The organism is Prochlorococcus marinus str. AS9601 (assembly GCF_000015645.1).
Lineage (GTDB): Bacteria > Cyanobacteriota > Cyanobacteriia > PCC-6307 > Cyanobiaceae > Prochlorococcus_A > Prochlorococcus_A marinus_O.
On the sequence record NC_008816.1, the window covers coordinates 818,891 to 844,694 of the forward strand.

General features: G+C 30.8%; 26 protein-coding genes and 1 tRNA gene. 12 read left to right on the forward strand and 15 right to left on the reverse strand.

Features of this window, described 5'->3' with window-relative positions; translation table 11 throughout:
* The first annotated feature begins 58 nt into the window (after positions 1–58).
* The gene (locus A9601_RS13650; RefSeq protein ID WP_011818390.1) at positions 59–388 is read left to right on the forward strand and encodes a nucleoside triphosphate pyrophosphohydrolase family protein; all 330 of its coding nucleotides are present in this window, start codon (positions 59–61) and stop codon (positions 386–388) included.
* Between the two features lie 2 nt (positions 389–390).
* Here the strand turns inward: A9601_RS13650 and A9601_RS13655 are convergent, their stop codons facing one another.
* From A9601_RS13655 to ilvA, 3 genes are all read right to left on the reverse strand, one after another.
* On the reverse strand, positions 391–669 hold the full coding sequence (locus tag A9601_RS13655; RefSeq protein ID WP_002807500.1) for a YggT family protein: 279 nt from the start codon (positions 667–669) through the stop codon (positions 391–393).
* 38 nt (positions 670–707) lie between these two features.
* A complete protein-coding gene (gene scpB / locus A9601_RS18335) occupies positions 708–1,214 on the reverse strand; it encodes an SMC-Scp complex subunit ScpB (RefSeq protein ID WP_071813227.1) in 507 nt (168 codons plus the stop codon).
* Between the two features lie 66 nt (positions 1,215–1,280).
* A complete protein-coding gene (ilvA, locus tag A9601_RS13665; RefSeq protein ID WP_011818392.1) occupies positions 1,281–2,822 on the reverse strand; it encodes a threonine ammonia-lyase, biosynthetic in 1,542 nt (513 codons plus the stop codon).
* A 116-nt stretch (positions 2,823–2,938) separates the two neighbouring features.
* Here ilvA and dxs point away from each other — a divergent pair, with 116 nt between their 5' ends.
* Positions 2,939–4,828 (forward strand): 1-deoxy-D-xylulose-5-phosphate synthase, encoded by a 1,890-nt coding sequence (gene dxs, locus A9601_RS13670; RefSeq protein ID WP_011818393.1) that lies wholly within the window; start codon positions 2,939–2,941, stop codon positions 4,826–4,828.
* 18 nt (positions 4,829–4,846) lie between these two features.
* Here the strand turns inward: dxs and psaK are convergent, their stop codons facing one another.
* The 9 genes from psaK to A9601_RS13715 form a co-directional block, all read right to left on the reverse strand.
* On the reverse strand, positions 4,847–5,107 hold the full coding sequence (gene psaK, locus A9601_RS13675; protein WP_011818394.1) for a photosystem I reaction center subunit PsaK: 261 nt from the start codon (positions 5,105–5,107) through the stop codon (positions 4,847–4,849).
* A 66-nt stretch (positions 5,108–5,173) separates the two neighbouring features.
* Positions 5,174–5,509 carry a DUF3593 domain-containing protein gene (locus A9601_RS13680; RefSeq protein ID WP_011818395.1) on the reverse strand — a complete coding sequence of 112 codons (336 nt, stop codon included), beginning with the start codon at positions 5,507–5,509 and terminating at the stop codon, positions 5,174–5,176.
* On the reverse strand, positions 5,502–5,804 hold the full coding sequence (locus A9601_RS13685; protein WP_011818396.1) for a DUF2499 domain-containing protein: 303 nt from the start codon (positions 5,802–5,804) through the stop codon (positions 5,502–5,504). Before A9601_RS13685 ends, A9601_RS13680 begins: the two co-directional genes overlap by 8 nt.
* Before the next feature lie 3 nt (positions 5,805–5,807).
* A complete protein-coding gene (locus tag A9601_RS13690) occupies positions 5,808–6,341 on the reverse strand; it encodes a peroxiredoxin (protein ID WP_011818397.1) in 534 nt (177 codons plus the stop codon).
* Between the two features lie 5 nt (positions 6,342–6,346).
* Positions 6,347–6,583 (reverse strand): 50S ribosomal protein L28, encoded by a 237-nt coding sequence (gene rpmB, locus A9601_RS13695; protein ID WP_011818398.1) that lies wholly within the window; start codon positions 6,581–6,583, stop codon positions 6,347–6,349.
* A gap of 39 nt (positions 6,584–6,622) precedes the next feature.
* Positions 6,623–8,527 (reverse strand): molecular chaperone HtpG, encoded by a 1,905-nt coding sequence (htpG, locus tag A9601_RS13700; RefSeq protein ID WP_011818399.1) that lies wholly within the window; start codon positions 8,525–8,527, stop codon positions 6,623–6,625.
* 118 nt (positions 8,528–8,645) lie between these two features.
* Complete coding sequence (locus A9601_RS13705; protein WP_011818400.1) at positions 8,646–9,797, reverse strand: ATP phosphoribosyltransferase regulatory subunit; 1,152 nt, start codon at positions 9,795–9,797, stop codon at positions 8,646–8,648.
* Positions 9,798–9,815: 18 nt separating this feature from the next.
* The gene (locus tag A9601_RS13710; protein ID WP_011818401.1) at positions 9,816–10,664 is read right to left on the reverse strand and encodes an inositol monophosphatase family protein; all 849 of its coding nucleotides are present in this window, start codon (positions 10,662–10,664) and stop codon (positions 9,816–9,818) included.
* A 5-nt stretch (positions 10,665–10,669) separates the two neighbouring features.
* The gene (locus tag A9601_RS13715; RefSeq protein WP_011818402.1) at positions 10,670–11,044 is read right to left on the reverse strand and encodes a 2Fe-2S iron-sulfur cluster-binding protein; all 375 of its coding nucleotides are present in this window, start codon (positions 11,042–11,044) and stop codon (positions 10,670–10,672) included.
* Positions 11,045–11,093: 49 nt separating this feature from the next.
* On the opposite strand from A9601_RS13715, the gene A9601_RS13720 reads away from it, so the two are divergent.
* From A9601_RS13720 to A9601_RS13740, 5 genes are all read left to right on the forward strand, one after another.
* Positions 11,094–11,180, forward strand: a tRNA-Ser gene (locus A9601_RS13720).
* 213 nt (positions 11,181–11,393) lie between these two features.
* Positions 11,394–13,391, forward strand: coding sequence for a molecular chaperone DnaK (gene dnaK, locus A9601_RS13725; protein WP_011818403.1), 1,998 nt, complete (start codon positions 11,394–11,396; stop codon positions 13,389–13,391).
* On the forward strand, positions 13,342–14,301 hold the full coding sequence (locus tag A9601_RS13730; protein WP_011818404.1) for a DnaJ C-terminal domain-containing protein: 960 nt from the start codon (positions 13,342–13,344) through the stop codon (positions 14,299–14,301). Before dnaK ends, A9601_RS13730 begins: the two co-directional genes overlap by 50 nt.
* Before the next feature lie 33 nt (positions 14,302–14,334).
* On the forward strand, positions 14,335–14,718 hold the full coding sequence (locus A9601_RS13735) for a DUF3110 domain-containing protein (protein ID WP_011818405.1): 384 nt from the start codon (positions 14,335–14,337) through the stop codon (positions 14,716–14,718).
* A 37-nt stretch (positions 14,719–14,755) separates the two neighbouring features.
* Positions 14,756–15,193 carry a peptidylprolyl isomerase gene (locus tag A9601_RS13740; RefSeq protein WP_011818406.1) on the forward strand — a complete coding sequence of 146 codons (438 nt, stop codon included), beginning with the start codon at positions 14,756–14,758 and terminating at the stop codon, positions 15,191–15,193.
* Between the two features lie 3 nt (positions 15,194–15,196).
* Here the strand turns inward: A9601_RS13740 and ribBA are convergent, their stop codons facing one another.
* The gene (ribBA, locus tag A9601_RS13745) at positions 15,197–16,921 is read right to left on the reverse strand and encodes a bifunctional 3,4-dihydroxy-2-butanone-4-phosphate synthase/GTP cyclohydrolase II (protein ID WP_011818407.1); all 1,725 of its coding nucleotides are present in this window, start codon (positions 16,919–16,921) and stop codon (positions 15,197–15,199) included.
* 88 nt (positions 16,922–17,009) lie between these two features.
* Between ribBA and argC the strand changes: the two genes are divergently transcribed.
* Positions 17,010–18,065 carry an N-acetyl-gamma-glutamyl-phosphate reductase gene (gene argC / locus A9601_RS13750; RefSeq protein ID WP_011818408.1) on the forward strand — a complete coding sequence of 352 codons (1,056 nt, stop codon included), beginning with the start codon at positions 17,010–17,012 and terminating at the stop codon, positions 18,063–18,065.
* Here the strand turns inward: argC and purN are convergent.
* The gene (purN, locus tag A9601_RS13755) at positions 18,049–18,705 is read right to left on the reverse strand and encodes a phosphoribosylglycinamide formyltransferase (protein WP_011818409.1); all 657 of its coding nucleotides are present in this window, start codon (positions 18,703–18,705) and stop codon (positions 18,049–18,051) included. The two genes, argC and purN, sit on opposite strands and share 17 nt — an antisense overlap.
* A 183-nt stretch (positions 18,706–18,888) precedes the next feature.
* On the opposite strand from purN, the gene A9601_RS13760 reads away from it, so the two are divergent.
* A complete protein-coding gene (locus tag A9601_RS13760) occupies positions 18,889–20,472 on the forward strand; it encodes a glucose-6-phosphate isomerase (protein ID WP_011818410.1) in 1,584 nt (527 codons plus the stop codon).
* Here the strand turns inward: A9601_RS13760 and leuS are convergent.
* On the reverse strand, positions 20,469–23,039 hold the full coding sequence (leuS, locus tag A9601_RS13765; protein WP_011818411.1) for a leucine--tRNA ligase: 2,571 nt from the start codon (positions 23,037–23,039) through the stop codon (positions 20,469–20,471). The two genes, A9601_RS13760 and leuS, sit on opposite strands and share 4 nt — an antisense overlap.
* A 105-nt stretch (positions 23,040–23,144) precedes the next feature.
* Between leuS and dapF the strand changes: the two genes are divergently transcribed.
* The 3 genes from dapF to A9601_RS13780 are packed head-to-tail and all read left to right on the forward strand — an operon-like array spanning position 23,145 to position 25,803.
* A complete protein-coding gene (gene dapF / locus A9601_RS13770) occupies positions 23,145–24,005 on the forward strand; it encodes a diaminopimelate epimerase (RefSeq protein ID WP_011818412.1) in 861 nt (286 codons plus the stop codon).
* Complete coding sequence (locus tag A9601_RS13775; protein WP_011818413.1) at positions 24,005–25,177, forward strand: cysteine desulfurase family protein; 1,173 nt, start codon at positions 24,005–24,007, stop codon at positions 25,175–25,177. The genes dapF and A9601_RS13775 overlap by 1 nt, the downstream gene beginning before the upstream one ends.
* On the forward strand, positions 25,177–25,803 hold the full coding sequence (locus A9601_RS13780; protein WP_011818414.1) for a DUF1995 family protein: 627 nt from the start codon (positions 25,177–25,179) through the stop codon (positions 25,801–25,803). Before A9601_RS13775 ends, A9601_RS13780 begins: the two co-directional genes overlap by 1 nt.
* Position 25,804 lies beyond the last annotated feature (1 nt).

Sequence of the window (25,804 nt, forward strand, 5' to 3'; positions counted from 1 at the left end):
TAGATAATATTGCTAGATATAAATAAATTTACCATACCCAAAGTTAGTTATTTAAGTCATGGATTTTAAAACTTATCAGAAAAAAGCTAGAGAAACAGCACAATATCCAGATTTAGGTTCAAATAATATTTATCCAACTCTTGGTTTAGTGGGAGAGGCTGGTGAGGTGGCAGAAAAAGTGAAAAAGGTTATAAGAGATAAAAATGGAATATTTGACTACGATTCAAAATTAGGTATTAAAAAAGAGTTAGGAGATGTTTTGTGGTATGTATCAAATCTTTGTACAGAATTAAATTTCAATTTAGAGGATGTTGCATTGCAAAACCTTGAAAAATTAAAATTAAGAGCTGCTAAAGGCAAGATAAGAGGTTCAGGAGATGATAGATAAATTCAGCTATAACCTAAGCTTGCATACTGTAGATTTGTAATTAAATTTTGAATAACATTTAAAAGTAAAAAAGCTAACAAAGATGAAATATCAAATCCACCTATTGGAGGGATAATACCTCTAAAAATGTTTAAATAAGGATCTGTGATAGAAGTTAATGCAGATAAAACACCGTTACTCCAATCAATACCTGGAAACCATGTAAGTAAAATTCTAATTATCAATATGAAAGAATAAATTGATAAAGTTTGACCCAGAACTGCAAAAATCTCAGATAGCATTATCTTGTCGTAATTTAATACATCCTAACATTTACTTATTATTGCTGCTTATTGTTACCGCTTCCTATATTTGAGAGATATTCATTACTTACTGCAAAAGTTTGAAAAAACTTTTCTGATAATGATAGCCAATACGATCTACCATCTTTTTGCTTCCGTTTGACGATGAATTTCTTTTCTATTAATTCTTTAATATGATCATAAGCACCTGAACCTCGAAGAAGTATAAGATCCGATTGCAGGATCTTTTTTTTGATCGCAATAGTTGCCAATGTCCTTAATTCGGATGTTTTCAAATCAGAAGGCAGTAAATCATCGACGAATTCATTTAGACTAGATTTTAATTCGAGAGAAAAACAGTTATTTACTGCATTTAATTCAATAGCTGAGTTGGGATTAGAGTATTTATTTTTTAGATCTTTAATTGCGTCATTTATTGAGTTTATATCAGAATTAGTAATTTCTGAAAGATCCTTTTTTGTTATTGGTCTGCCCTTTAAATATAGAACAGCTTCAACTTTAGTAACTAGATCTATATCAGATATTGGCGTGGTATTTAGATCAGATTGATTGATTTTAATTACCGAAATCTTTCCTAATTTACCTTAAATTTAATCTGATGCACCAAGGAACAATCTATATGTATCGTTTTGAGTTTCATCCCAGAATTTATAACCTAGAATTTTTACAAATTTATTCCACTCTAAAATCTCATTTTTATCGATCAAAACTCCAATGACAATTTTCCCTACATCAGCTCCATAATTCCTGTAGTGAAATACGCTTATAGACCAATTAGATTTCATATTATTTAAGAAGTTTATTAATGCGCCAGGCCTTTCAGGAAACTCAAATCTGTATAAAAGCTCAATAAAGTTTTTATATTCCATCTCTTTAAAATCCCTTGGTAATCTTCCACCTACCATATGTCTGAGATGATTTTTAGATAATTCATCATCACTTATGTCAATAAATGAGTACTCAGAATTTCTAAATACATTTAATAAATTTTTTTTATCATTTAAACCATAGACTTGAACCCCTACAAATATCTGTGCATTCTTAGAATTCGACATCCTATAGCTAAATTCTGTTAGATTTCTATTATCAAGTAACTTACAAAAATCAATTAGACTACCAGCACGTTCAGGAATTTCAACAGCCATCATTACTTCTTTGCACTCTCCAAGTTCTGCTCTTTCTGCTACAAATCTAAGCCTCTCAAAATTCATATTTGCACCACATGCAATCGCAACCATTTTTCTATTTGAATGATTCGAATTTAAAATATCTTTTTTCATTCCCGCTATTGATAAGGCCCCTGCGGGCTCTAATATGGATCTAGTATCCTCAAAAACATCTTTTATAGCAGCACAGATTTCGTCAGTATTAACCCTAATCATCTTATCTATATATTTTCTACCAATATCAAAAGTATTTTTACCAATTTTTTTTACCGCTACTCCATCTGCAAATTGACCTACAGAAGGTAGTTCCACAATTTTTTCTTCTTCCAATGATTTAGTCATAGCGTCAGCATCTTCAGGTTCTACACCAATTATTTTTACTTCTGGCCATATTTTTTTAACGTATATGGATATTCCTGATATCAATCCCCCACCACCTACAGCAATATAAATTGCATAAGGTTTTTCCTTAAGCTGCTGTTCAAGTTCTATAGCTATAGTTCCTTGTCCTGCTATTACTTCTGGATCATCAAAGGGATGAATAAAGCATAAATTTCTTTCTTGGCTAATCCTTATTGCCTCTTTGTATGTTTCATCATAGTTGTCACCATATAATATAACTTTTGCTTTTAAACTTTTTACTGCATTAACTTTTACTATAGGTGTGGTAACGGGCATTAATATGGTTGCTTGGCAATTTAACTTAAGGGCACTAAGTGCAACCCCTTGGGCATGATTTCCAGCACTAGAAGTAATTACTCCCTGAGCAAGCTGTGAATTAGTTAGCTTACTCATTTTGTTATATGCACCTCTTATTTTGAATGAAAATACATCCTGAAGATCTTCTCTTTTTAGAAAAACTTCATTATTAAGTGTGTTACTTAAATTATGAGCTTTCTCTAGTGGTGTTTTTTTTGCAACTTCATAGACTTCAGCTTGAAGTATTTTTTCAAAATAATCATTCATATATATATTTTTAGCATTAATTATTAATCTAATAAAACATTACATGATCTATTTCAAAAAAAATACTCATTTTGCACCTCGGCGTTTTAGATTATATAGATGCCAATTTTTGTTAAATGCTTTTAAGTGAGTTAAGTCATCCAAATCAACTTCATGGCTTAACAGTTTCACAATTAGAGGAAATTGCTTGTCAAATTAGAGAAAGACATCTTCAGGTAGTATCTACTAGTGGTGGACATCTTGGTCCTGGATTAGGTGTGGTTGAGTTGACATTGGCTCTATATCAAACTCTCGATCTTGATTTTGACAAAGTTGTTTGGGATGTAGGACATCAAGGTTACCCTCATAAATTAATTACAGGACGTTTCAGTCAATTTGATTCTCTAAGGCAACAAAATGGAGTCGCTGGATATTTAAAAAGAAGTGAAAGTAAATTTGATCATTTTGGTGCTGGACATGCAAGTACATCTATTTCTGCTGCTTTAGGAATGGCAATAGCGAGAGATAGAAAAGGTGAAAATTATAAATGTGTTGCTGTTATTGGAGATGGAGCACTAACTGGAGGAATGGCATTAGAAGCTATAAATCATGCAGGTCACTTACCAAATACTCCTTTAGTTGTAGTATTGAACGATAATGACATGTCTATTTCACCTCCTGTTGGAGCCCTTTCATCGTACTTAAATAAGGTAAGAGTTAGTCCACCATTGCAATTTTTGTCCGATAGTGTTCAAGAAAGTGTAAAAAATATACCCTTAATTGGTAAGGATATCCCAGAAGAACTCAAAAATATTAAAGGAAGTGTTAGACGACTATCTGTGCCTAAGGTTGGAGCTGTTTTTGAAGAACTTGGATTTACATATATGGGTCCAATTGAAGGTCATGATATTGCTAATTTAATTAAGACCTTTAACGCAGCCCATAAACTTAAAAGACCTGTACTTGTTCATGTTGTCACAACAAAAGGGAAGGGATACCCATATGCAGAAGCCGATCAGGTTGGATATCATGCACAGTCTGCATTTGATCTTACAACTGGGAAATCTATTCCATCAAAGAAACCTAAACCTGTTAGTTATAGTAAAATTTTTGGTCAAACCTTATTAAAAATATGTGAGCAAGATAGCAAAGTCATTGGTATCACAGCTGCAATGGCTACAGGTACTGGTTTAGATATATTGCAAAAAAACATCCCTGATCAATATATTGATGTAGGAATAGCAGAACAACATGCAGTTACTCTTGCGGCAGGAATGTCTTGCGATGGTCTTAAACCTGTTGTAGCTATTTATAGTACTTTTCTTCAACGTGCCTTTGATCAATTAATTCATGATGTAGGGATACAAAATTTACCTGTATCATTCGTACTTGATAGAGCTGGGATAGTTGGAGCTGACGGTCCTACTCACCAAGGTCAGTACGATATCAGTTATATGAGATCTATACCTAATTTTGTATTGATGGCTCCAAAGGATGAGTCTGAATTACAGAGAATGTTAATAACTTCAATAAACCATAATGGTCCTACAGCTCTAAGAATACCAAGAGGCTCTGGATTAGGAGTAGCTGTAATGGATGAGGGTTGGGAACCTATGAATATAGGCGAAGCTGAAATACTTGAAGAAGGAGAAGATATTTTAATTATTGCTTATGGTTCAATGGTCGCATCAGCAATCGAAACAGCAAAGATATTAAAAAATATGAACATTAATGCATGCATTGTTAATGCGAGATTTGTTAAACCTCTTGATAAAAATCTTATTATGCCTCTAGCAAGTAGGATTCAAAAAGTTGTAACTATGGAAGAAGGAACTTTAATAGGTGGTTTTGGTTCCGCGATAGTTGAACTATTTAACGATAATGAAATAAACATTCCTGTATACAGAATAGGTATTCCTGATGTTTTAGTTGATCATGCTTCACCTGATCAGAGTAAAGAAAAATTAGGGCTTTTGCCTGATCAGATGGCAGATAAAATTATTAAGAAATTTAAGTTAGTTATTTAAAATTTTATAAATAAATATTTATAAAACACCTCGTGAGGCTAATCCTAAGATTGCTCCAATTCCGAAAATATGACCTAGGCAATTAGCACCTACAACTGATGCGTGACTTAAACCACCATAGAATTTTGAATTAGGTATTTCAAAACCTTCATTAGGTTTTCTTATTGTTGCTCTAGCAATTGCATAAGCAAAAACATTACATGCAATCATTACGACGGCACACTTTGGAGACCAAGAAAAAGTTGCTGGATCTGCAGCTGCAAATAATGTAGTAAACATAAAAAATCGTTATTTTCATATATTCTCTAATACTTTTACCCAAAAAACACAAAATTGTAAAAGGTCTTAAGAGTTGTTTACTTCTAAGCTATTTAACAAGTTTGTAAATCCAAACAAAATAACAAAATCACTTAGAGTTAGGAAGGCTTCTGCAAAGCCATGCAGGAGGTCAACCTCAACAAGGGTTTTATCATAGTAATTAAGTGTGAAGATAGATACTAATATAGTTATGAATACGAATAAAACAGTTAAGGAAAAGCCTGTTTTTACAAAATTATTAACAGATTTGATTTTATATAAGTAAAACAAAAATATTGCATATGGAATTATTGATACTGCAAACAATAATGTGTTATCAATAGAACCTAATTTCTCTATAAATTTAAAAAATAAATCATTCATAAGTCTCTTCTCCTCTAAAAATCTTTATAGCAGCTAAGGCTAATGTTGAATTTCCTATAAATGTAAATATTCCTTGAAGTGATACTAGACCGTATAGATTTTCTTGATTGTCATAAATATGCCAGGTAATAGCGCACATAGCTCCTATTAAGTTAGGAACCATAGCTAAGCTTAACCAAAAAAATAAATTGTATTTTTTATATTTAGAAATTTTGTTTATAACAAAGATGGTAAATATCCATTCAATGACCGAAGAGATGTGAATTAACCAAGTTCCAAATGAAAGTTCGTGCAAAATTTATATTTTTTTCTTTAGTACATTAAGTACTTCTTTGGCATGATTTATAGGTAAAACACTTATCCATCTATAAGAAATTTCACCTTTTGGAGAAATCAAAAAAGTATTTCTATCAGAAAATGGAGGAATCCACGAACCATATTTTTTGCTAATAATTCCATCAGGATCGGATAATAAAGTGTAGTTTATAGATTTTTCGCTGCAGAAACTTTCATGAGAATCTTGATTATCAGCACTAATACCGACAATTTCGGCATTATATTTTGAAAAATCTTTTTTTAATTCCGAAAAACCTTTAGCTTCAAGAGTGCAACCTGCTGTAAAGTCCTTTGGATAAAAATACATAACAAGCCACTTACCTTGAAAATCATTTAATTCCCAAATATTTTTTGATTTTATGTTTTTATTAAAACCTTCTAATTGAAAGTTTGGAGCAATATCTCCAACTTCAGGAGCAAAGTCAAAAGCGATTACTGAAGTACAATTAAATAAAAAAATAAAAGATATAAATATACTTATAACTAAATTTCTCATCAAATTTAGAATTTTTTTAAATCAACCCCATTAGATTTGGCAAATTTATCTAAACCTACTTTTTGTATAGACTTTAGGGCTTTGGTGCTAATTTTAATATTTACCCATTTTTTCCCTTCTTCCCACCAAAGTCTCCTTTTTTGGAGATTAACTTGTTGCAATTTTTTTGTACGAATATGTGAGTGACTCACTGCCATTCCGTTATTAGCTTTTGCACCTGTCAGTTCGCAAGCTCTTGACATATTAATTGAGTTATATCTTTAAAAATTCTAACACATGACTCAATTTGTTGAATTTAGTAGTTCTGAAATTAATTCGGCATTATTATTTTGTAAATTAATTATCTGTTCTTGATCTAATCCACCAACGGAAAGCTTAGCCATATCGTAGACATGATTAGCAATTTTAGAGGCTAATGGATTCTCAATAGGATCTTTTTCATCAATAATTATTTTGTTGCCTGTAATTTTATTAAGACCAACAATAAGTGGATGTTCTTTGTTAATTAAGAGCACATGATATTCAGGTAAGCCAGGCATCTTTTGTTCCATGTAAGCACCCATATCATTAATTCTTCTCATTTGTTCTGGAAGCAAGATCATCGCTGGTGGAGCATCTTTACTTGAAAGTGACTGCACTTTAACTGTTACTTTCTCATTTTTAAGGGCTTTAACTATCGTATCTCTAAGATTATCTGTATTTGATTTGCCATCCTTATCTACAATTTCTTTAGATTCTTTATCTTCTAGTTCATTTATTTCTGAATCTACTCTTTGGAATTGATAATCTTCATTTTTACTTTCCAACCATGGAAGAAATTGTGCGTCAATTAAGGGATCTGATTTAATAACTTCTTTATTATCAGATAAACAGATATTTAATGCACTAGACTGTGCAATCAGATCTGAACAATAAATTATTTTTTTAGAATCAGTTAATTTATTTCGCTCTTTGTAATTTGCGAGAGTTGTGAAATATTTATCATTGGACTTGATCAGGGATTTATTTTCAATATCTTTAGTTACGTCTTTCTCTGAGTTTAAAATTGTTTCGAAAATTATACTGTTATTAACTAAATCAGCAAATTTTTCATCTTCGATAGCACCAATTTTAATAAAAGCAGAGATTGAATCCCAAATTTCTGCATAAAATTCTGGAGAATTTTTTATCAAATCCTTCAGTTTATTAGCGATTTTTTTTGAGATAAATGATGATATAGACCTTACTTTTCTATCTGTTTGTAATGCACTTCTACTAACATTTAGAGGTATATCTGTAGAGTCAATAACTCCTCTTAAAGGTAAAAGGTATTTTGGTACTATCTCTTTAATTGAATCGCTTACGAATACTTGATTGCAAAACAGTTTTATTTCTCCCTTTTCCCAATCAGCTCTACCTGACAACTTTGGAAAATACAAAATGCCTTGTATGTCATATGGGTAATCTGTATTTAGATGAATCCATAACAGTGGATCTCCCTGGAAAGGATAAAGGTATTTATATAACTCAATATAATCTTCATCTTTTAATTCACTAGGTTGTTTTCTCCAGGGAGGATTTTTCTTATTAATTGTCTCTCCTTCTAATAAGACATCTATTGGCATAAAATCACAATATTTTTTTATTAGTGATTTAATTCTTTCAGGCTCGATAAACTCTTTTTCTTCTTCAAGTAGGTGAAGAATAACATCTGTACCAATTGTTTCTCTTTCAGATTCCTCTAACGTGAAATTTGGCGATCCATCACAAGACCATTTGAAAGCTTTTGATTCCCCAATTGCCGACTTAGTTAATATATCAACTCTATCTGCCACCATGAAACTTGAATAAAAACCTAGTCCAAAATGACCTATGAATTCATCATTATCTTTTTTGTATTTTGTTAGGAATTCTTCAGCACTAGAAAATGCAACTTGATTTATGTACTTCTTAATTTCTTCATCATTCATTCCAATTCCATTATCGGAAATTGTTAACGTACTTTTTTCACGGTTAATTGTTATTTTTACTTGAGCCTCCTCAGTATTCTCGCAATCACCAGCCATAGAGGCCATTCTCCTTTTACTAATTGCGTCAACACCATTACTAACAAGTTCTCTTAAAAAGATTTCATGGTCAGAATATACTGCCTTCTTGATAATTGGGAAAATATTTTCGGTATTAATACGAATTTCGCCTTTTTCCATTTAAAAAAAATCAAACATATTAAATAATATTTCTTAAAAACTTGTTAATCAAGTTTAATTAGGAGTATTGTCCGAACAATATTTGAATTTTAAAACTTAAATAAACTTTTAAAAGGTTTTATTTAACCCACAAAATCTCACTACAATTGTTTTCTTTCATAATTTGATTGGCTTTAGCCAAGTCATCACATGGATTTAAATGTAAGACGGCAATGTTTCCTCTTTTTTGTTGTTCTTTTTGTTCATTCATACCTTTTTCTAACAAATACGAATCTTTAAACATCAATAAAATTCTTTTTTTATCTGTCTTTTCTTCCTTAATTAAATTTCTTAAAATGTCTACTGAAATTGTAAATCCAATCCCATTAAATATTTTCTCATTAGGACTAAATGATCTTACTAACTCATCATATCTTCCGCCTTTTGCGATTACGCTTTTATTTTTACCATTATCCCCTATTAATTGAAAAACTATTCCTTCATATAAATTCAAGTGAGGTTGAAAAGTGGGATCAAGTTGTAATTTAACACCATATTTATTTGATATTTTTGATAATGTTTCAAATAAAAAATTTAAGTCATCTAATGTTTTACTAGTACCATATATAGTTTTTAATTTTTTTAAAATTGCAATTGGCTCTCCTCGTGTGAATAAAAGATCTTTAAGAATATATTTATCATCTTCATCTATTCCTAATTTAGATAAATTATCTTGATCAAAATTAACCAGACTTTTCTTAATTTCTTCAAAATTATTATTCTTATATTTGTTCAGTATCAAGTCCATTATTTTTGTGGTACTTACTAGTAGAAATAAATTACAACCGTCCTTCAAATTAATATTATCGATTGAATCAAACAAAATATTAATAACTTCAATTTCTGGGTATTTTGTATCATATCCAATTAATTCAATTCCACTCTGCAATTTTTCTTGTAACTTAAATGAATTTTTATTATTTTGTTTTTTATCAAAAACCATTCCATTAGTGAATAATCTTATAGGTCTTTTCTTATTTATTAATCTTGTAGATGATAATTTAACAATTGATGTTGTCATTTCTGGCCTAAGACATAATGAATTATTACTTACTATTCCTACAACCTGATTTTCGTCAATAACGCCACGGCCTTTTATGGTCTGTAAAGTATTTATAAATGATGGTGAAACCTCTTCATATCCCCAAAGTTTATAAATACTATTTAAATTATTTATGATGTTTGAATTATTTTTTACATCGACTAATTTAATTTCTTTTATATCTGACATTTGAATATTTAACTAATTTTAGGTATACAGATTTTTTTTAAATGGAGAAACTTTATCTAGTTCATTTTTTAATTCATTCTCAAGGCAGGGAGAACAAGCTAAAATTCTTCCTGAACTTAAATTAAATTCGCCTGATGGATAATCAGAAATAATACCACCAGCCTCTTTAACAATAATAGCACCGGCCGCTAGGTCCCATACTTCCAATCCTCTTTCCCAATATCCATCTACCTTACCTGCCGCAACAAATGCTAGATCAACAGCTGCTGCACCTCCTCTTCTAACGCCTCTAGTTTTATGTGTTAAATAACAAAATTCAGCATAATTATTATCCTCTGTCTCAAATCTGTCATAAGAGAAACCAGTTACAAGAAGACTATCAGATAGATTAGAAGGATTCGATACTTTAAGTTCACTATCATTGCAGAATGATCCTAAACCTAAACAGGCAGAATATAGTTCATTTAAATAAGGTACTGATATAGCGCCTATTATTGGCTTATTTTTATACACAAGACCAATAGAAGTCCCAAAAAAAGGATATCCATGGGAATAATTTGTTGTACCGTCTAATGGGTCTATACACCACGTTAAATCGCTAGATTTGGTTAATTTACCCGATTCCTCTGCATTTATAGATATGTTTGGTGTCTTTTCTAATAAATATTCTTTTATTTTATTTTCAACTTCCAAATCTACATTGGTAACTAGATCACCCTTCCTACCCTTTGATGATATTTTCTGAATTTTATTGTAATTAACTTTTAAAATTTCATTACCAATTTGAGCGGAATTCTTGGCTATTTCATATAAATTAGATAAGTTTACTTGATTTGCAAGTTCCTCTATTTCACTTAATTCAAACATGATAGTTAATCCTCCTCAAATTCCCAAGGTGGCGCAACTCTTGTATTTCCCCTGCCAAAATATTGTCCAAATTGTAAATCGTAAACTTCATCTTCATATGTAGTTTCTACCTCAAGATCTGAAGTTGCTTTAGCTACACAAAGAAGTGCATAACCTTTGTCTTTTAATGCCTGAGATACACCCATTGCTTCAGGTTGATGTAAAGTACCAGATTTAATTTTAACTGCACAACTTGTACAGCAACCATTTCTACATGAAAATGCAAGTTTGAAACCTTTCTTTTCAAATTCCTTAAGTATATATTCGTCACTATTAACCTGCTCTTGGTAGACCTTTCCGGTTTCTTTATTTTTAATCGTGACTGTGAAAGTCTTTTTCAAATAACTTTCCTCTAAAATGGGATGATCAAGGGTTAAAATAGTTATCTTGGGAGAGGTGGCCGAGTGGTTGAAGGCGCAGCACTGGAAATGCTGTATAGGGGCAACTTTATCGAGGGTTCGAATCCCTCTCTCTCCGTTTTATATTAGTTTATTTTGGTTAACTACATCAACACATTTGTCATTAAAGAATCTTTTAAAATAGATAGTAATCTTTTTGATAAGTTATAAATAATCTTATTTATTTAAATTAAGTTGAAAATATTTGATTTTTACTATTATATGTAGATATCTAAGATAAAAATTAATTAAATTATTAGTAAATTTTGCTTTAATTTAGCAATCTAAAATCATGGGGCAAATAGTTGGAATTGATTTAGGAACTACTAACTCTGTAGTCGGAGTTATAGAAGCTGGTCGTCCAATTGTTATTGCAAATTCTGAGGGATCTAGAACTACACCTTCAATTGTTGGATTTACAAAAGAAAAGGAAATAGTAATAGGAGACCAGGCGAGAAGACAACTTGTTCTAAATCCCAAGAATACCTTTTATAACCTAAAAAGATTTATTGGTAGTGACTGGGATGAATTAGATGAGAATAGTATTTCTGTTCCTTATAACGTAAAGGCTAATAACAATGGAAGCGTTAGGGTTCTTAGTCCAAATACAGAAAGAGAGTATGCACCAGAAGAATTAGTGAGCTCATTGATTAGAAAATTAATTAATGATGCTGAAACTTATCTTGGAGATACTGTTGATTCTGCTGTTATTACTGTCCCTGCTTACTTTAATGAATCTCAAAGGCAAGCTACAAAGGATTCTGCAATATTAGCTGGTATTAAAGTAGATAGAATTCTAAATGAACCTACTGCTGCTGCTCTAGCTTATGGTTTTGAAAAAAGTTCTTCTAATAATGTTTTGGTTTTTGATTTAGGAGGAGGAACATTTGATGTTTCATTATTAAAAATTTCTAATGGTGTATTTGATGTGAAAGCAACTTGTGGTGATACACAGCTAGGTGGAAATAATTTTGATTCAAAAATAGTTGATTGGCTAGCAGAAAAATTTCTTGCTAAAAATGATATTGACCTAAGAAGGGATAGACAAGCTTTACAGAGATTAACTGAGGCCGCTGAAAAAGCTAAATGTGAATTGTCAGGATTACAAAAAACAAAAATATCTTTACCATTTATCACAACAAGTAAAGAAGGGCCGTTACATATTGAAGAAACCTTAGATAGAAAAATATTTGAATCATTATCACAAGATTTACTAGATAGATTATTAGAGCCTGTGCAAATAGCCTTAGATGATTCTGGGTGGAGCGCTGAAGATATTGATGAGGTAGTTCTTGTGGGAGGCAGCACAAGAATTCCAATGGTTCAACAATTGGTGAAGACCCTTGTTCCAAATGATCCTTGTCAATCAGTTAATCCTGACGAAGTTGTAGCAGTTGGAGCTGCGATACAATCTGGAATTATTAGTGGTGATTTACAAGATTTACTACTAAATGACGTTACTCCCTTATCTTTAGGCTTAGAAACTATTGGTGGTCTTATGAAAGTGCTCATCCCTCGTAATACGCCAATACCAGTAAGACAATCTGATGTTTTTAGTACTTCTGAAGCTAATCAATCATCAGTCGTTGTTCAAGTACGGCAAGGAGAAAGGCCTTTAGCCTCTGAAAATAAATCCCTTGGTAAATTTAGACTATCAGGAATACCTCCAGCTCCAAGAGGGATACCTCAAGTCCAGGTGGCATTTGATATTGATGCTAACGGTCTTTTAGAAGTAAGTGCTACTGATAGGACAACCGGAAGAAAGCAAACAGTTACAATCTCTGGAGGTTCTAATTTAAATGAACAAGAAATAAATTCGATAATTGAAGAAGCTAAAGCAAAAGCAAATGAAGATAGAAAGACAAGAGCTGTTATTGATAGAAAAAATAGTGCTTTAACTCTGATTGCGCAAGCTGAGAGAAGACTTAGAGATGCCTCATTAGAATTTGGCCCTTATGGGGCCGAAAGGCAACAACGAGCTGTTGAATTGGCTATTCAAGATGTTGAAGAGTATATAGATTACGATGATCCTCAAGAATTAGAAATATCAGTAAGTGCTCTACAAGAAGCATTATTCGGATTAAATAGAAAATTTGCTGCTGAAAAGAAAACTGATAATAATCCCTTACAGGGTATTAAAAATACATTTGGATCATTAAAGGATGAACTCTTTTCTGATGATTATTGGGATGATGACCCTTGGGATAATCAAATGAATAGAAATTATAAAAATTCGAGGTATGGTAATTCTAGGGACGATGATCCATGGGACAATGACTACTTCCTCTAAAAAAGACTATTTGTCGATTTTGGGTTTACCCCCTGATTTCGATGATAAAGAACTCAAAAAGGCCTTTCGAAGAGAAGCGAGAAAATGGCATCCAGATTTAAATAAAAATGATATTAATGCGGAAGAAAGATTTAAATTAATTAACGAAGCATACGAATATCTTCGTGATCCTAATGTAAAAAAAAATAATGGGGATGAAAATGTCCATGGTGATAACGAAAATAATAATTTCAAGACTGGGTTTCCTGATTTTGATGATTATCTTGATTCATTATTTGGATATGAATATTCACCAAAGAATTCCGATGATTATGAAAACGAAACATATGAGGATGATTCGACAAATACAAATAATGATGAATTTAATCATTATGAATACCCTACAACCTCTCCAGAAGAGCCGCCACCAGTTAAACTCCACCAAGATATTGAAACAGTTATAGAATTAACTCCTGATGAGGCCTTAAATGGAGCTTCAATTTTAATTGAGCTTGAAGATGAAACTGTAGTAGAAGTTGATACACCTCCATTCGCTGGAGATGGATGGCGATTAAGACTTGAAAATATTGCAAGAGGAGGTAAAGATCATTATCTACAGTTAAAAGTTCAAACGGAAAGTGGTCTAAGAATTGATGGTTTAAGAGTTCTGTATAAATTAGAGTTATTTCCTCATGATGCTCTTCTTGGTTGTGCAGTAGAGGTTCCTACCCTTGATGGAAATGTCACACTTCAAGTACCACCCAAATCATCCACGGGAAGAATGTTACGTATGAAAGGGAGGGGCTTAGCTTTCGAAGATAATGTAGGTGATCAATATGTTGAAATCCTGGTAGTGATACCTGCTGATATTAATGATGAAGAAATTGCTTTATATACAAGATTACAAGAATTATCACTTTCTGATTCTTAATCAAATATTATATAAATAGTAAAATCGATACTTATGAACGTATTTGTTCTTTTATATAATTCAGGAACAGATAAGGAAGGAATTCATTCAATCGAACTTAAAGGAAGGACCATCGTTCTTATGTTTGAAGATAAGGATGATGCAACAAGATATTGTGGTCTTCTAGAAGCTCAAGATTTTCCTTTGCCAACGGTTGAGATGATTAATATAGAGGAAATAAAAGATTTCTGTATTAAATTAGATTATGAATGCAAACTAGTAGAAAAAAATTTTGTACCTAAAACCGCTGAAGATAGGTTATTAATTTCACCACCCCATAAAAACCTAGAAGTTGAAAATTGGGAGGAAGAGAAAAACAGTAATAAAGATAGCATTGATATAAACACTATTAAGGAAAACCTTGAAAAGTTGCTTTAGCTACTAAAATATTTATTAATTACTAAACAAATAAAACATGACAGCTGCATTATTTGAAACAGAAGTTGGGAACATTAATATTGAATTTTTCTCTGACGATGCACCTAATACAGTTAAAAACTTCACGAGCCTAATTAGTGATGGTTTTTATGATGGTCTAGCATTTCACAGAGTTATTCCTGGATTTATGGCTCAGGGTGGATGTCCAAATACTCGTAATGGAGCATCAGGTATGCCTGGAACTGGTGGGCCTGGATATAATATAAAATGTGAAATTAATTCCAATAAACATCTAAAAGGCTCACTTTCTATGGCTCATGCAGGAAAGGATACAGGTGGAAGTCAGTTTTTCATAGTTTATGAACCACAACCCCATCTCGATGGAGTTCATACAGTTTTTGGTAAGACTGATGATATGGATGTAGTGCTAAAGCTTACTAATGGGTCAAAAATTTTAAAGGCAACTTTAAAATAGTTTTTAGCTCTCAAAAACAATACTAAATGTCTCTTTATCTAGATTAAATTTTCTTGTAGATGAATACAAGATTTCATTATTTATTGAAAATTTAGTATTGATTAATTTGATACTACTTTTTGGGTGTAATGCTTGTTCAATGTTTCTAGAAACAATAATTCCAATCTTTGTACTATTTTCATAATTGGATAAAAATTGAATAAATAATTCTATATTCTTTATCTCTTCATTAGTAATGTTGGAATTGGTTCTATTCTTATCATGTAAAATTCGCCAAACTAATTTTGGTCGATTCCAAAAAGCCAATAATCTTGGAGTACTTTCAAGTTTAATATTAATTTTCTTATCACTACAGAATTTAATAACGTTATTTTTTATTGGAACTAGATCAATAGATTTATATTTTCCGTCAAGAAATATTGATATAAATGGATCGATATTTCTTGAATTAGAATTATCTTCATCAATCATGTGACCTAGCTTCGTTTTTTTTACACTCAAATATTCTGCATTATTATCGTTTGGACAAATTACTAATGGAACTCTCTCAATAACTTCTATTCCATAACCACCTAATCCAGCAATCTTTCTGGGATTATTTGTAAGTAATTTTAGTTTTTTTATACCTAGATCGGTTAATATCTGTGCTCCAACTCCGTAATTTCTGAGATCAGCTGGAAAACCTAATTTTTCATTAGCTTCTACAGTGTCTAATCCACCATCCTGCAAACTATAAGCTTTTAATTTATTTATTAGACCAATACCTCTGCCTTCTTGCCTTAAGTAAACAACAACCCCCTCTTCCTCCTTTTCTATCCTTGATAAGGCAGCCTCTAATTGGGGTCTACAATCACAACGTAAAGATCCAAAAGCATCGCCAGTCAAGCACTCTGAATGCATTCTTACTAATACAGGTTCGCTTAATTTGAATGATTTTTGTTTAACTAATGCAACGTGCTCTGAACCATCAAGTTCATTAACATATCCATAAGCTTTGAAATTACCAAAAATACTTGGAAGTACCGCATCGGATTTTCTAAATACAAATCTCTCAGTTTGGAAACGATAACTAATTAAATCAGCTATGGATATTAATTTCATTCCCCACTGTTTTGCATACTCTTTAAGTTGAGGAAGTCTTGACATGGAACCATCAGGATTTTGTATTTCGCAAATAACTCCAGCGGGATAAAGACCTGACATCGCCGCAATATCTACTGCCGCTTCAGTATGACCTGCTCTTTTTAATACTCCACCTTTCTTAGCTCTTAATGGAAAAATATGTCCTGGCCTTCTCAAATCATCTGGTTTTGTCTTTGGGTTTATAGCAACTTGAATTGTCTTTGCCCTGTCTTCAGCAGAAATTCCAGTAGTAACATTATTTTCAGGTCCAGCATCAATTGATATCGTAAAAGCGGTTTGATTTTCATCTGTATTTCTATCTACCATTAATGGCAAATCTAAAGAATCAAGTTTTTCGCCTTGCATTGCTAGGCATATAAGTCCACGTCCCTCAGTTGCCATAAAATTAATTTGCTGTGGAGTAGCAAACTGAGCCGCACATATTAGATCTCCTTCATTTTCTCTTCTTTCATCATCTACAACAATTATGCATTCACCATTTCTTATGGCTGCCAACGCATCGCTGATAGGATCAAATTCAATTTTAAAAGATTCATTTATATCCAAAATTGTTCCATTATTTGATTTGGGACTTGTTTCTTTCATTATTCCTATCAATATAGAAAAATAGTGTTTTAGTTACCTTAAATTCAACACTTTATAATCCTATCTCAAAGTCTGCCAATTCAAAGAAATGAATGTTGCAATTGTAGGTGCTACTGGTTACGGCGGTATTCAAGCGGTAAATCTTTTAAAGAAAATAAAAAAATACAAAATTTCATTTTTAGGAGGTAATAAAACATCTGGATCAAAGTGGAATGAAAATTTTCCTTTTATTTATCTAGATAATGATCCCTATATAGAAGAAATTTCTGTAGATAATATTTCAAAAAATGCAGATGTTGCTTTGCTTTGCTTACCAAATGGACTATCTTCAACATTGACAAGGAAATTATTAGATCGGGGACTTAAAGTTATTGATTTATCTGCTGATTACAGATATAAGTCTTTAGATGAATGGAAAAATGTATATTCCAAAGAAGCTGCTATTTATAAAAGGAATGATGACGATTTATGTAAAGAGGCAGTCTACGGTCTTCCCGAAATAAATAAAGAAGCCATTTCAAAAGGAAGATTAATTGCCTGTCCAGGATGCTATCCAACATCTGCTCTTATTCCTTTAGTTCCTTATCTTTCTCAAGGAATTATTGAAAATGAAGGTATAGTAATTGATTCTAAAAGCGGAACTTCTGGTGGTGGTCGAGAACCAAACCAAAAGCTACTTTTATCAGAATGTGGAGAAGGTCTATCAGCATATGGATTGATTAACCATAGACATACCTCAGAGATCGAACAGGTAGCATCTTTAATATCTGGAAATAAAATTGAACTGCTCTTTACTCCACATTTGGTACCGATATCAAGGGGTATGCATTCGACTATATATGGGAGATTAAGAGATCCAGGATTAACTTCTGATGATTGCAGAATTCTTTTGGATAATTATTATAGAAATTTCAAAAATATTAAGGTCTTACCTGTAGATACATTCCCATCAACAAAATGGGTTAAAAATACAAACCAAATTTTCCTTTCTGTTAAAGTCGATATTCGAAATGGGAGGATTATTATTTTATCTGCAATTGATAATTTGTTAAAAGGTCAGACTGGGCAAGCAATTCAAAATTTAAATCTTATGAGTGGATTTTCAATGGATGAAGGTCTTGATTTAACTAATAATTTTCCATAAAATTACTTCTTATCAAAAACCCAGCTTGAGAGATTGAGTGAGGTAAAATTTTATGCTCAAGCATTTGTATCCTTTTGGAAAGTGATTCAATATCATCATCATCTCTAATTGACAATGCAGCTTGCATTATCAATGATCCACTATCTACCTCCTCTTCTACAAAATGTACTGAACAACCAGTTATTTTTGAACCATTTAATACAGAGTCCTTTATCGCAGAACCACCTTTATATGCGGGAAGTAATGAAGGGTGAATATTTATTATCTTATTCTTAAATTTATTAATAAAAAAAGGAGAAACAATTTTCATCCAGCCAGCCATAACTACAAGTTCAACATCGTAATGAATTAAAGTATTTATAATTTCTAATTCAAATAGTTCTTTTTGCGAAAAGTCTTTGCCTCTTATAATTTTGTGAGGTATTTTATTACTTTCAGCTCTCTTTATACATCCTGCATCATCTTTGTTAGTTATTAGAACTTTTATATCTATATCTAATTCTCCTTTTTCTGAGAGATCAATTAATTCCTGAAAGTTTGTTCCTTTCCCAGAAGCTAGTACACCTATTTTTAATTTAGGGGAAAATCTTCTAAATTCAGATATCTCAGGCGAAATTATGTAATTAAATGATCTATCCAAAATTTTTTTATTTTATCCAATGATAAATTCATATGAAATAAAAAAAACCCTCATTTTTAATTGTTTATATTCAAAAACATATTTATTTGAAGATAATAATTTAAACAAATTTAAATGATTCAAATCTATGTACTATTCGTATAGATATAATTGAATAATAAATAAAAGAAACAAATATATAAAATGAATGGAGATTTAAACTCTTGGGATAAATTTTGTAATTATCTTTGGTTTGATAAAAAATTAAATATTTGGTTAGACATAAGCAAAATTAATTTCACAAGTAAAGAGATAAAAAATTTAGAAGATAAATTTAAAGATGTTTTTTCATCAATAAAAGAATTAGAAAATGGTGCAATCTCAAATATTGATGAAAATAGACAAGTTGGACATTATTGGCTTAGAAATCCATCAATTTCACCCTCTTCAAAAATAGGAGAAGAAATTAGAGCAGATATTAATTCAATCTCTGAATTTGGAAAACAAATTTTAAATGGGGATATTAAGAATAAGAATAATCAGCAGTATACTGATGTTCTATGGATAGGAATTGGTGGAAGTGGATTAGGACCATTACTTATTACAGAGTCACTGCAGAAGTGTTCTAAAGGCTTAAATTTTTCTTATATCGATAATGTTGATCCTTTTTTAATTAGCGAAAAGTTAGAAGAGTTATCTGAAAAATTATCAACAACATTATTTGTAGTAGTAAGCAAATCAGGTGGTACGCCTGAACCTAGAATTGCTATGGAAATTATTAAAAGTCACTGCGAAAACAATTCTCTTGAATGGAATTCTAATGCTATAGCTATAACTATGAAAGGTAGTAAGTTATTCAAAAAAGCTACTTCTGAAAATTGGTTAAAAATATTTAATTTGCAAGATTGGGTTGGTGGAAGAACTAGTATTACAAGCTCTGTGGGATTACTTCCATTAGCTCTTATTAATGAAAATATATCTGAATTTATCAGAGGTGCATCATTAATGGATGAAACCACACGTATAAGAGATTTTAAAAATAATCCAGCAGCACTATTATCATCCGCATGGTATTTAACTGGGGATGGTATTGGAAAGAGAGATATGGTCGTATTACCTTATAGAGATAGGTTACAGGTTTTTAGTAAATATCTTCAGCAATTAGTAATGGAATCATTAGGAAAGAAATTTAATAGGAATGGTCAAGTAGTTAATCAAGGTATTTCCGTTTTTGGTAATAAAGGATCTACAGATCAGCATGCCTATGTTCAGCAACTGAGAGATGGTATTGATAATTTCTTTTGTATTTTTATTGAATTATTAGATTCTCCATCTACTAATATATTTGATGAAAAAGAGAATCCTAAAGAATATCTTTCTGGTTTTTTGCAAGGAACCAGATCAGCACTCTCTAGTGAAAACAGACAAAGTATCACTATTACGTTAGAAAAGTTAAATTGTTTTTCACTAGGTGCCTTAATCGCTTTATTTGAAAGGGCTGTATCCTTCTACGCTGAATTGGTAAATATAAATGCATATGATCAACCTGGAGTTGAAGCTGGAAAGAAAGCAGCTGCAAATATTATTGAGTATCAACAAAAAGTAAGTCATTTATTAGATGAAGGTGGAGAATATTCTATAAATGACATAACATCATTATTTGATAATTCAGTTAGTGAACCTATATTTTTTATACTCCGTGAAATGTGTTTCGGTAATGATAATTATTTAGTTAAGGGCGATTGGTCAAATCCAAATTCATTAGTTATTCAAAAAATAAATTCTTAAACAACAATATTCATTATTTTTCCTTTAACAATAATTATTTTTCTTATTTCCTTATCTTGAGTCCATTTTAATATGTTAGGTCTTTTAAGAGTCAATTCTTTAATTTGATCTTCACTCATATCATTATTAATATTTACTTTGTCTCGAACTTTTCCATTCACTTGTATTACTAGTTCATATGAATCTTCCTTTAGTGCCTCGGCATTAAAGGAAGGCCAGTGTTCTAAATGTACAGATTTTTTAAATCCTATAAGATGCCATATTTCTTCTGCAATATGAGGTGCAAATGGAGCCAACAAAATACAAAAAGTTTTTAAAGCATCAATTTTTAAATTATTGTTTATATCATTAATGGAATTTGATAATGAATTATAAAACTTCATTAGTTCTGAAATCGCAGTATTAAATTGGTTATTTAATATATCATTTGAAATTTCTTTTATAGCAATATTCATTGACTTTATTAAACTTTTTTCTTTATCTGGATGGGAATTAGATTTACTATTTATATTTTTTGCACAATTTATATAAAGCTTCCAAATCCTACTTAAAAATCTAAATTGTCCTTCAACATCTGTATCTCCCCATTCCAAATCTTTTTCAGGTGGTGCTTTAAATAATATAAACATTCTTGCTGTATCTGCTCCATATTTTTTAATTACTGATTCAGGGTCTATTCCATTATATTTAGACTTAGACATCTTCTCGAAAAGAACTTCGAGTTTAGAATTGTCAATTGGATCTGTAGGATTTGATAAGTCAGTAATATCGGAAGGAGAAACATATTTACCAGTTTTATTGTTTTTATAGGCTGCGGACTGAACCATTCCTTGCGTTAATAGTTTTTTGAAAGGTTCATCAATATCAAATAGTTCATTATCTCGCAAAGCTTTAGTGAAAAATCTTGCATATAATAAATGCAAAATTGCATGCTCTACACCTCCAACATATTGATCTACAGGTAACCACTTATTAATTTCATTCTTTTCAAATGGCTTAGTTGAACATTTTGAAGATGGGTATCTTAAAAAATACCAAGATGAACACATGAAAGTGTCCATAGTATCAGTTTCTTTCCTTGCCCCTATTCCACATTTTGGACATGTTGTATTTATCCAATCATTATTATTACCTAAAGCATTAATCTTGTTAGCGGAGATTTCTATATCTTTTGGTAATGAAACAGGCAAATCAGATTGGTTTAAAGGAACAGCTCCACATTTTTTGCAATTAACGATGGGTATCGGACATCCCCAATATCTTTGTCTAGATATTAACCAATCTCTTAAACGATATTGAATTTTATTTTCGGCCCATCCATTATTTACTCCCTCCTCTGCAATTTTTAATTTAGCAATAGTATTTGCTAAACCATTGTAATGATTTGAATTAATTAGATATCCATTTTCTACATAAGCATTATCAAGCTCATTACTTTGTTCACTTTTATCCTTTACTATTACCTGTTTAATATCTATATTGTTTTTCTTAGCAAACTCAAAATCCCTTAAATCATGAGCAGGTACACCCATAACAGCGCCTGTACCGTATTCATCAAGAACATAACTAGCCACCCAAATAGGTATAGGTTCAGAATTAACTGGATTTATTGCTATTAAGCTAGTTTTTATTCCAATTTTTTCAAGTTCATTATTTTTATTATCTTTCAAATATTGTTTAAGATTTTCTATATCTTGTATGGTTTCTTGATCAGTAATTTTTTTAATTAATGAATGATTTACAGAAATTGCTAAATAAGTAACTCCAAATAAAGTATCTGGCCTTGTTGTAAATACAGTTATATTCTTTTCTGGATTGGTATTGATATTGAAATTAATATTTGCACCAATTGACTTTCCAATCCAATTATCTTGCATTATTTTTACTCTTTCTGGCCAGTTATCTAATTTTTCTAAATCCTTCAATAACTCATCAGCATAATTAGTAATTCTTAAAAACCATTGCTTTAATAATTTTTTTTCAACTACTGCCCCAGATCTCCAAGATTTACCCTCTGAGTCAACTTGTTCATTCGCTAGGACTGTATTATCTATAGGATCCCAATTAACTTCTGATTCCTTTTGATATACAAGACCTGACTTGTATAACTCTAAAAATAGATATTGAGTCCAAATATAATAATTTTCATCACATGTTGCAAATTCCCTATCCCAATCAACTGATAGGCCCAAAAGCTTTAATTGTGACTTCATATGAGAAATATTTTTTTTAGTCCAGACACTTGGACTAATTCCTCTTTCAATAGCTGCATTTTCAGCAGGCAAACCAAAAGCGTCCCAACCCATTGGATGTAAGACAGATTTACCCTTAAACCTTTGGAATCTAGCTATTAAGTCTGTAATAACATAATTCCTAACATGTCCCATATGAAGATTGCCTGAAGGGTAGGGAAACATTGATAAGGCATAAAACTTATCGCTATTCTCAGTTAATTCATCGGTTTTGTATAAATTGTTTTCTGTCCATATTGACTGCCATTTTTTTTCTATTTCAGATGGATTATATAAATTGGTATCAGCCTCATATCGTTTATCGGGAGAAATCACTTAATTTTTATTTGTTAAATTATTATTTTAATATCCATTGTATAAAATAAATAGATTGTTAAAAGGAATAATTTATAATTAAAATTTAAGATATATGAATTACAAATGAAAAATATAAGTTTTGAAAAATATCAAGGTAACGGAAATGATTTCGTAATAATAGATTCTAGAGGAAATGAATTATATAAAAATTACAAGACAAATAAAATATTTGATATAAAAAAAATTTGCAACAGGCAATTTGGTGTTGGAGCAGATGGTGTGATTTTTATAGAAGAACCTAATGAAGATAATTATGCAAAAATGATAATTTTTAATTCTGATGGTTCTGAAGCACAAATGTGTGGAAACGGAATTAGGTGTTTAGTTGAGTATCTCCACGTAAATGATTCAATGAATAATGAAAATATAGAATATAAAATTGAGACTAAAGCAGGTTTAAAAATTGCAAAATATATAAATGATGAAATTACAGTTAAAATGGGAGTCCCTATTTTAGAAGGTCAAAATATTCCAACAACAATTGAAAAAAAAATAAATTCAATTCCTTCACACGAATTTATTGAGAAAGATTTTAGTAATATGGGTTATGCCGTAGGAATGGGAAATCCTCATTTAATATTCTTTGTAAAAGACATAGAGTCAATTGTTCTTTCCAGACTTGGTCCTATATTTGAAAAAAATGAATTATTTCCTGAAAAAACTAATGTACATTTTTGTCAAATTTTAAATAGAGATAATATAAAAGTAAAAGTATGGGAAAGAGGTGCAGGACCAACCTTAGCTTGTGGAACAGGTGCCTGTGCTATCCATGTGGCAGCTTATAAATTAGGCCTTTGTAATTCACAAACCATAGTAACCTTACCAGGAGGTAATCTTAAAATTGATTGGTCAGAAGACGATTGTGAAGTAATGATGACCGGTAATGCTAAAAAGGTTTTCTCAGGATCAATTTTAGTAAATTAATGGAAAATAATTTTATCTATTTAGATAATGCATCCACAACTCCATTATCTGAGAATGTTTTAAAGATAATTAATTCAACTTATAGGAATTATTGGCATAACCCTTCATCTACATATGAGCTAGGTATAAAATGCTCTACTTATCTTGAAAAAATTAGATCCAAAATAGCTTATATATTTGAAGCAGATCCAGAGGATATAATTTTTACATCTGGTTCTTCGGAATCGACAAATATTGTATTTAATAATATTTATGAGAAATTTAAAAATGGTAGGGTTGTTATTTCAAATGTCGAACATCAAGCAACAATTATTTGTGCTAATAAACTAAGAAAACAAAATTGGGATATTTTCGAATGGACGGTAAAAAATGATGGAATTTTAAATATTTCCAATATCGAAAAATTTTTAAACAATGATACTAAGCTTGTATCAATTATTTGGGGACAAAGTGAAATTGGGACAATACAACCTGTCCAATTTATTGGTTCCAAATGTGAAGAATTAAATATAATGTTTCATTTAGATGGAACTCAAATATTAAGTAATGGAATATTCAGTTGGAAAGATCTTAAATGTGATTTTTTAAGTTTATCCGCTCATAAATTTGGAGGTCCAAAAGGGATCGGTATTCTTTTAACAAAAGAAAAGTCTAGACAAATTTTAAAAAATAATGACATATCACTTACTCAGGAATTTTCAATTAGACAAGGTACACAAGCTTTGCCATTAATCGCTGGAATGTATGAATCACTAAAGAATATTGAAGGAAAAATTAAATTATATGATTACATAACTGAATTTCCTTCTAATAATATTAATAAACTTAAAAATTATTTTTTTCAAAAAATTAAAGATAATAATCATATAAAGATTACGGGTAGTATTAACCATAGACTTCCCAGTCATATTTCTTTTCTACTGTTAAATAAACTATTTGAGCCTATACGGGCCTATAAGATTGTTAATTTCATGTCAGAAAATAAAATAGCCATAAGCAGTGGAAGTGCTTGTTCAAGCTCATCTGGGAAACCTAGCTCAACACTTAAAAATATTGGTTTAAAAGATGATGAACTATATTCAAATATTCGTGTTACTTTAGGTTCAATAAACAATAAGTCAGAAATAGATAAATTTTTAGAACTTATTCAAATATGTATTGACAAATTTTAATGGAAACTAATTACAGACTACCTAAAGATTTAAATGAATCTCTTAAGAATATGGAGGATGCAATTATTCCAAGTTTATTAGATTCAAATAAAAGATTTACTATAGAATTTAATTTTGAAGGATTGAAATTTAACAGAATTGGAATAACTATCTACAAGATATTGTCTAAAAATAATAATGTATTCATAACATTTGCTGATCAAGGTGCTGTGGCTTTGGCTCAAAGAGACTATCCAGATATCAAAGATAAAATCTTTACTTTTAAATCATTTAATGAATCAAATAATATAAATAATATTGATAGTGCAATGATATCGATACTACCTCAGCCATATGATTTCGATTCATTTGAACCAATGTCTGATAATTATCAAGGTACGCATTATTCATTAAATCCAAAATTTGAAGATGCCAATATTGGTATAGGAAGTGTTATAAGAGAGCGACGTAAAAACTTTGTCAAAACATGGAAAAATATTTATTTTCTGCAGCCTTTAAATAAAGCTGCTCTTATGCATATATATCCAAATAACTGGTTGCTTTTCAAAGAAGAAAATAAAAGATATTTTTTTAAAAAAGAATTTGAAATTAAACCCGACAATGAATCTATTTTTGTAAATTTATAGA

Coding starts and splice junctions, on each gene's coding strand:
- A9601_RS13650 (WP_011818390.1), top strand. CDS start 59: ATGGATTTTAAAACTTATCAGAAAAAAGCTAGAGAAACAGCACAATAT.
- A9601_RS13655 (WP_002807500.1), bottom strand. CDS start 669: ATGCTATCTGAGATTTTTGCAGTTCTGGGTCAAACTTTATCAATTTAT.
- ilvA (WP_011818392.1), bottom strand. CDS start 2,822: ATGAATGATTATTTTGAAAAAATACTTCAAGCTGAAGTCTATGAAGTT.
- dxs (WP_011818393.1), top strand. CDS start 2,939: ATGCTTTTAAGTGAGTTAAGTCATCCAAATCAACTTCATGGCTTAACA.
- psaK (WP_011818394.1), bottom strand. CDS start 5,107: ATGTTTACTACATTATTTGCAGCTGCAGATCCAGCAACTTTTTCTTGG.
- A9601_RS13680 (WP_011818395.1), bottom strand. CDS start 5,509: ATGAATGATTTATTTTTTAAATTTATAGAGAAATTAGGTTCTATTGAT.
- A9601_RS13690 (WP_011818397.1), bottom strand. CDS start 6,341: ATGAGAAATTTAGTTATAAGTATATTTATATCTTTTATTTTTTTATTT.
- rpmB (WP_011818398.1), bottom strand. CDS start 6,583: ATGTCAAGAGCTTGCGAACTGACAGGTGCAAAAGCTAATAACGGAATG.
- htpG (WP_011818399.1), bottom strand. CDS start 8,527: ATGGAAAAAGGCGAAATTCGTATTAATACCGAAAATATTTTCCCAATT.
- A9601_RS13705 (WP_011818400.1), bottom strand. CDS start 9,797: ATGTCAGATATAAAAGAAATTAAATTAGTCGATGTAAAAAATAATTCA.
- A9601_RS13710 (WP_011818401.1), bottom strand. CDS start 10,664: ATGTTTGAATTAAGTGAAATAGAGGAACTTGCAAATCAAGTAAACTTA.
- dnaK (WP_011818403.1), top strand. CDS start 11,394: ATGGGGCAAATAGTTGGAATTGATTTAGGAACTACTAACTCTGTAGTC.
- A9601_RS13730 (WP_011818404.1), top strand. CDS start 13,342: ATGGTAATTCTAGGGACGATGATCCATGGGACAATGACTACTTCCTCT.
- A9601_RS13735 (WP_011818405.1), top strand. CDS start 14,335: ATGAACGTATTTGTTCTTTTATATAATTCAGGAACAGATAAGGAAGGA.
- A9601_RS13740 (WP_011818406.1), top strand. CDS start 14,756: ATGACAGCTGCATTATTTGAAACAGAAGTTGGGAACATTAATATTGAA.
- ribBA (WP_011818407.1), bottom strand. CDS start 16,921: ATGAAAGAAACAAGTCCCAAATCAAATAATGGAACAATTTTGGATATA.
- argC (WP_011818408.1), top strand. CDS start 17,010: ATGAATGTTGCAATTGTAGGTGCTACTGGTTACGGCGGTATTCAAGCG.
- A9601_RS13760 (WP_011818410.1), top strand. CDS start 18,889: ATGAATGGAGATTTAAACTCTTGGGATAAATTTTGTAATTATCTTTGG.
- dapF (WP_011818412.1), top strand. CDS start 23,145: ATGAAAAATATAAGTTTTGAAAAATATCAAGGTAACGGAAATGATTTC.
- A9601_RS13775 (WP_011818413.1), top strand. CDS start 24,005: ATGGAAAATAATTTTATCTATTTAGATAATGCATCCACAACTCCATTA.
- A9601_RS13780 (WP_011818414.1), top strand. CDS start 25,177: ATGGAAACTAATTACAGACTACCTAAAGATTTAAATGAATCTCTTAAG.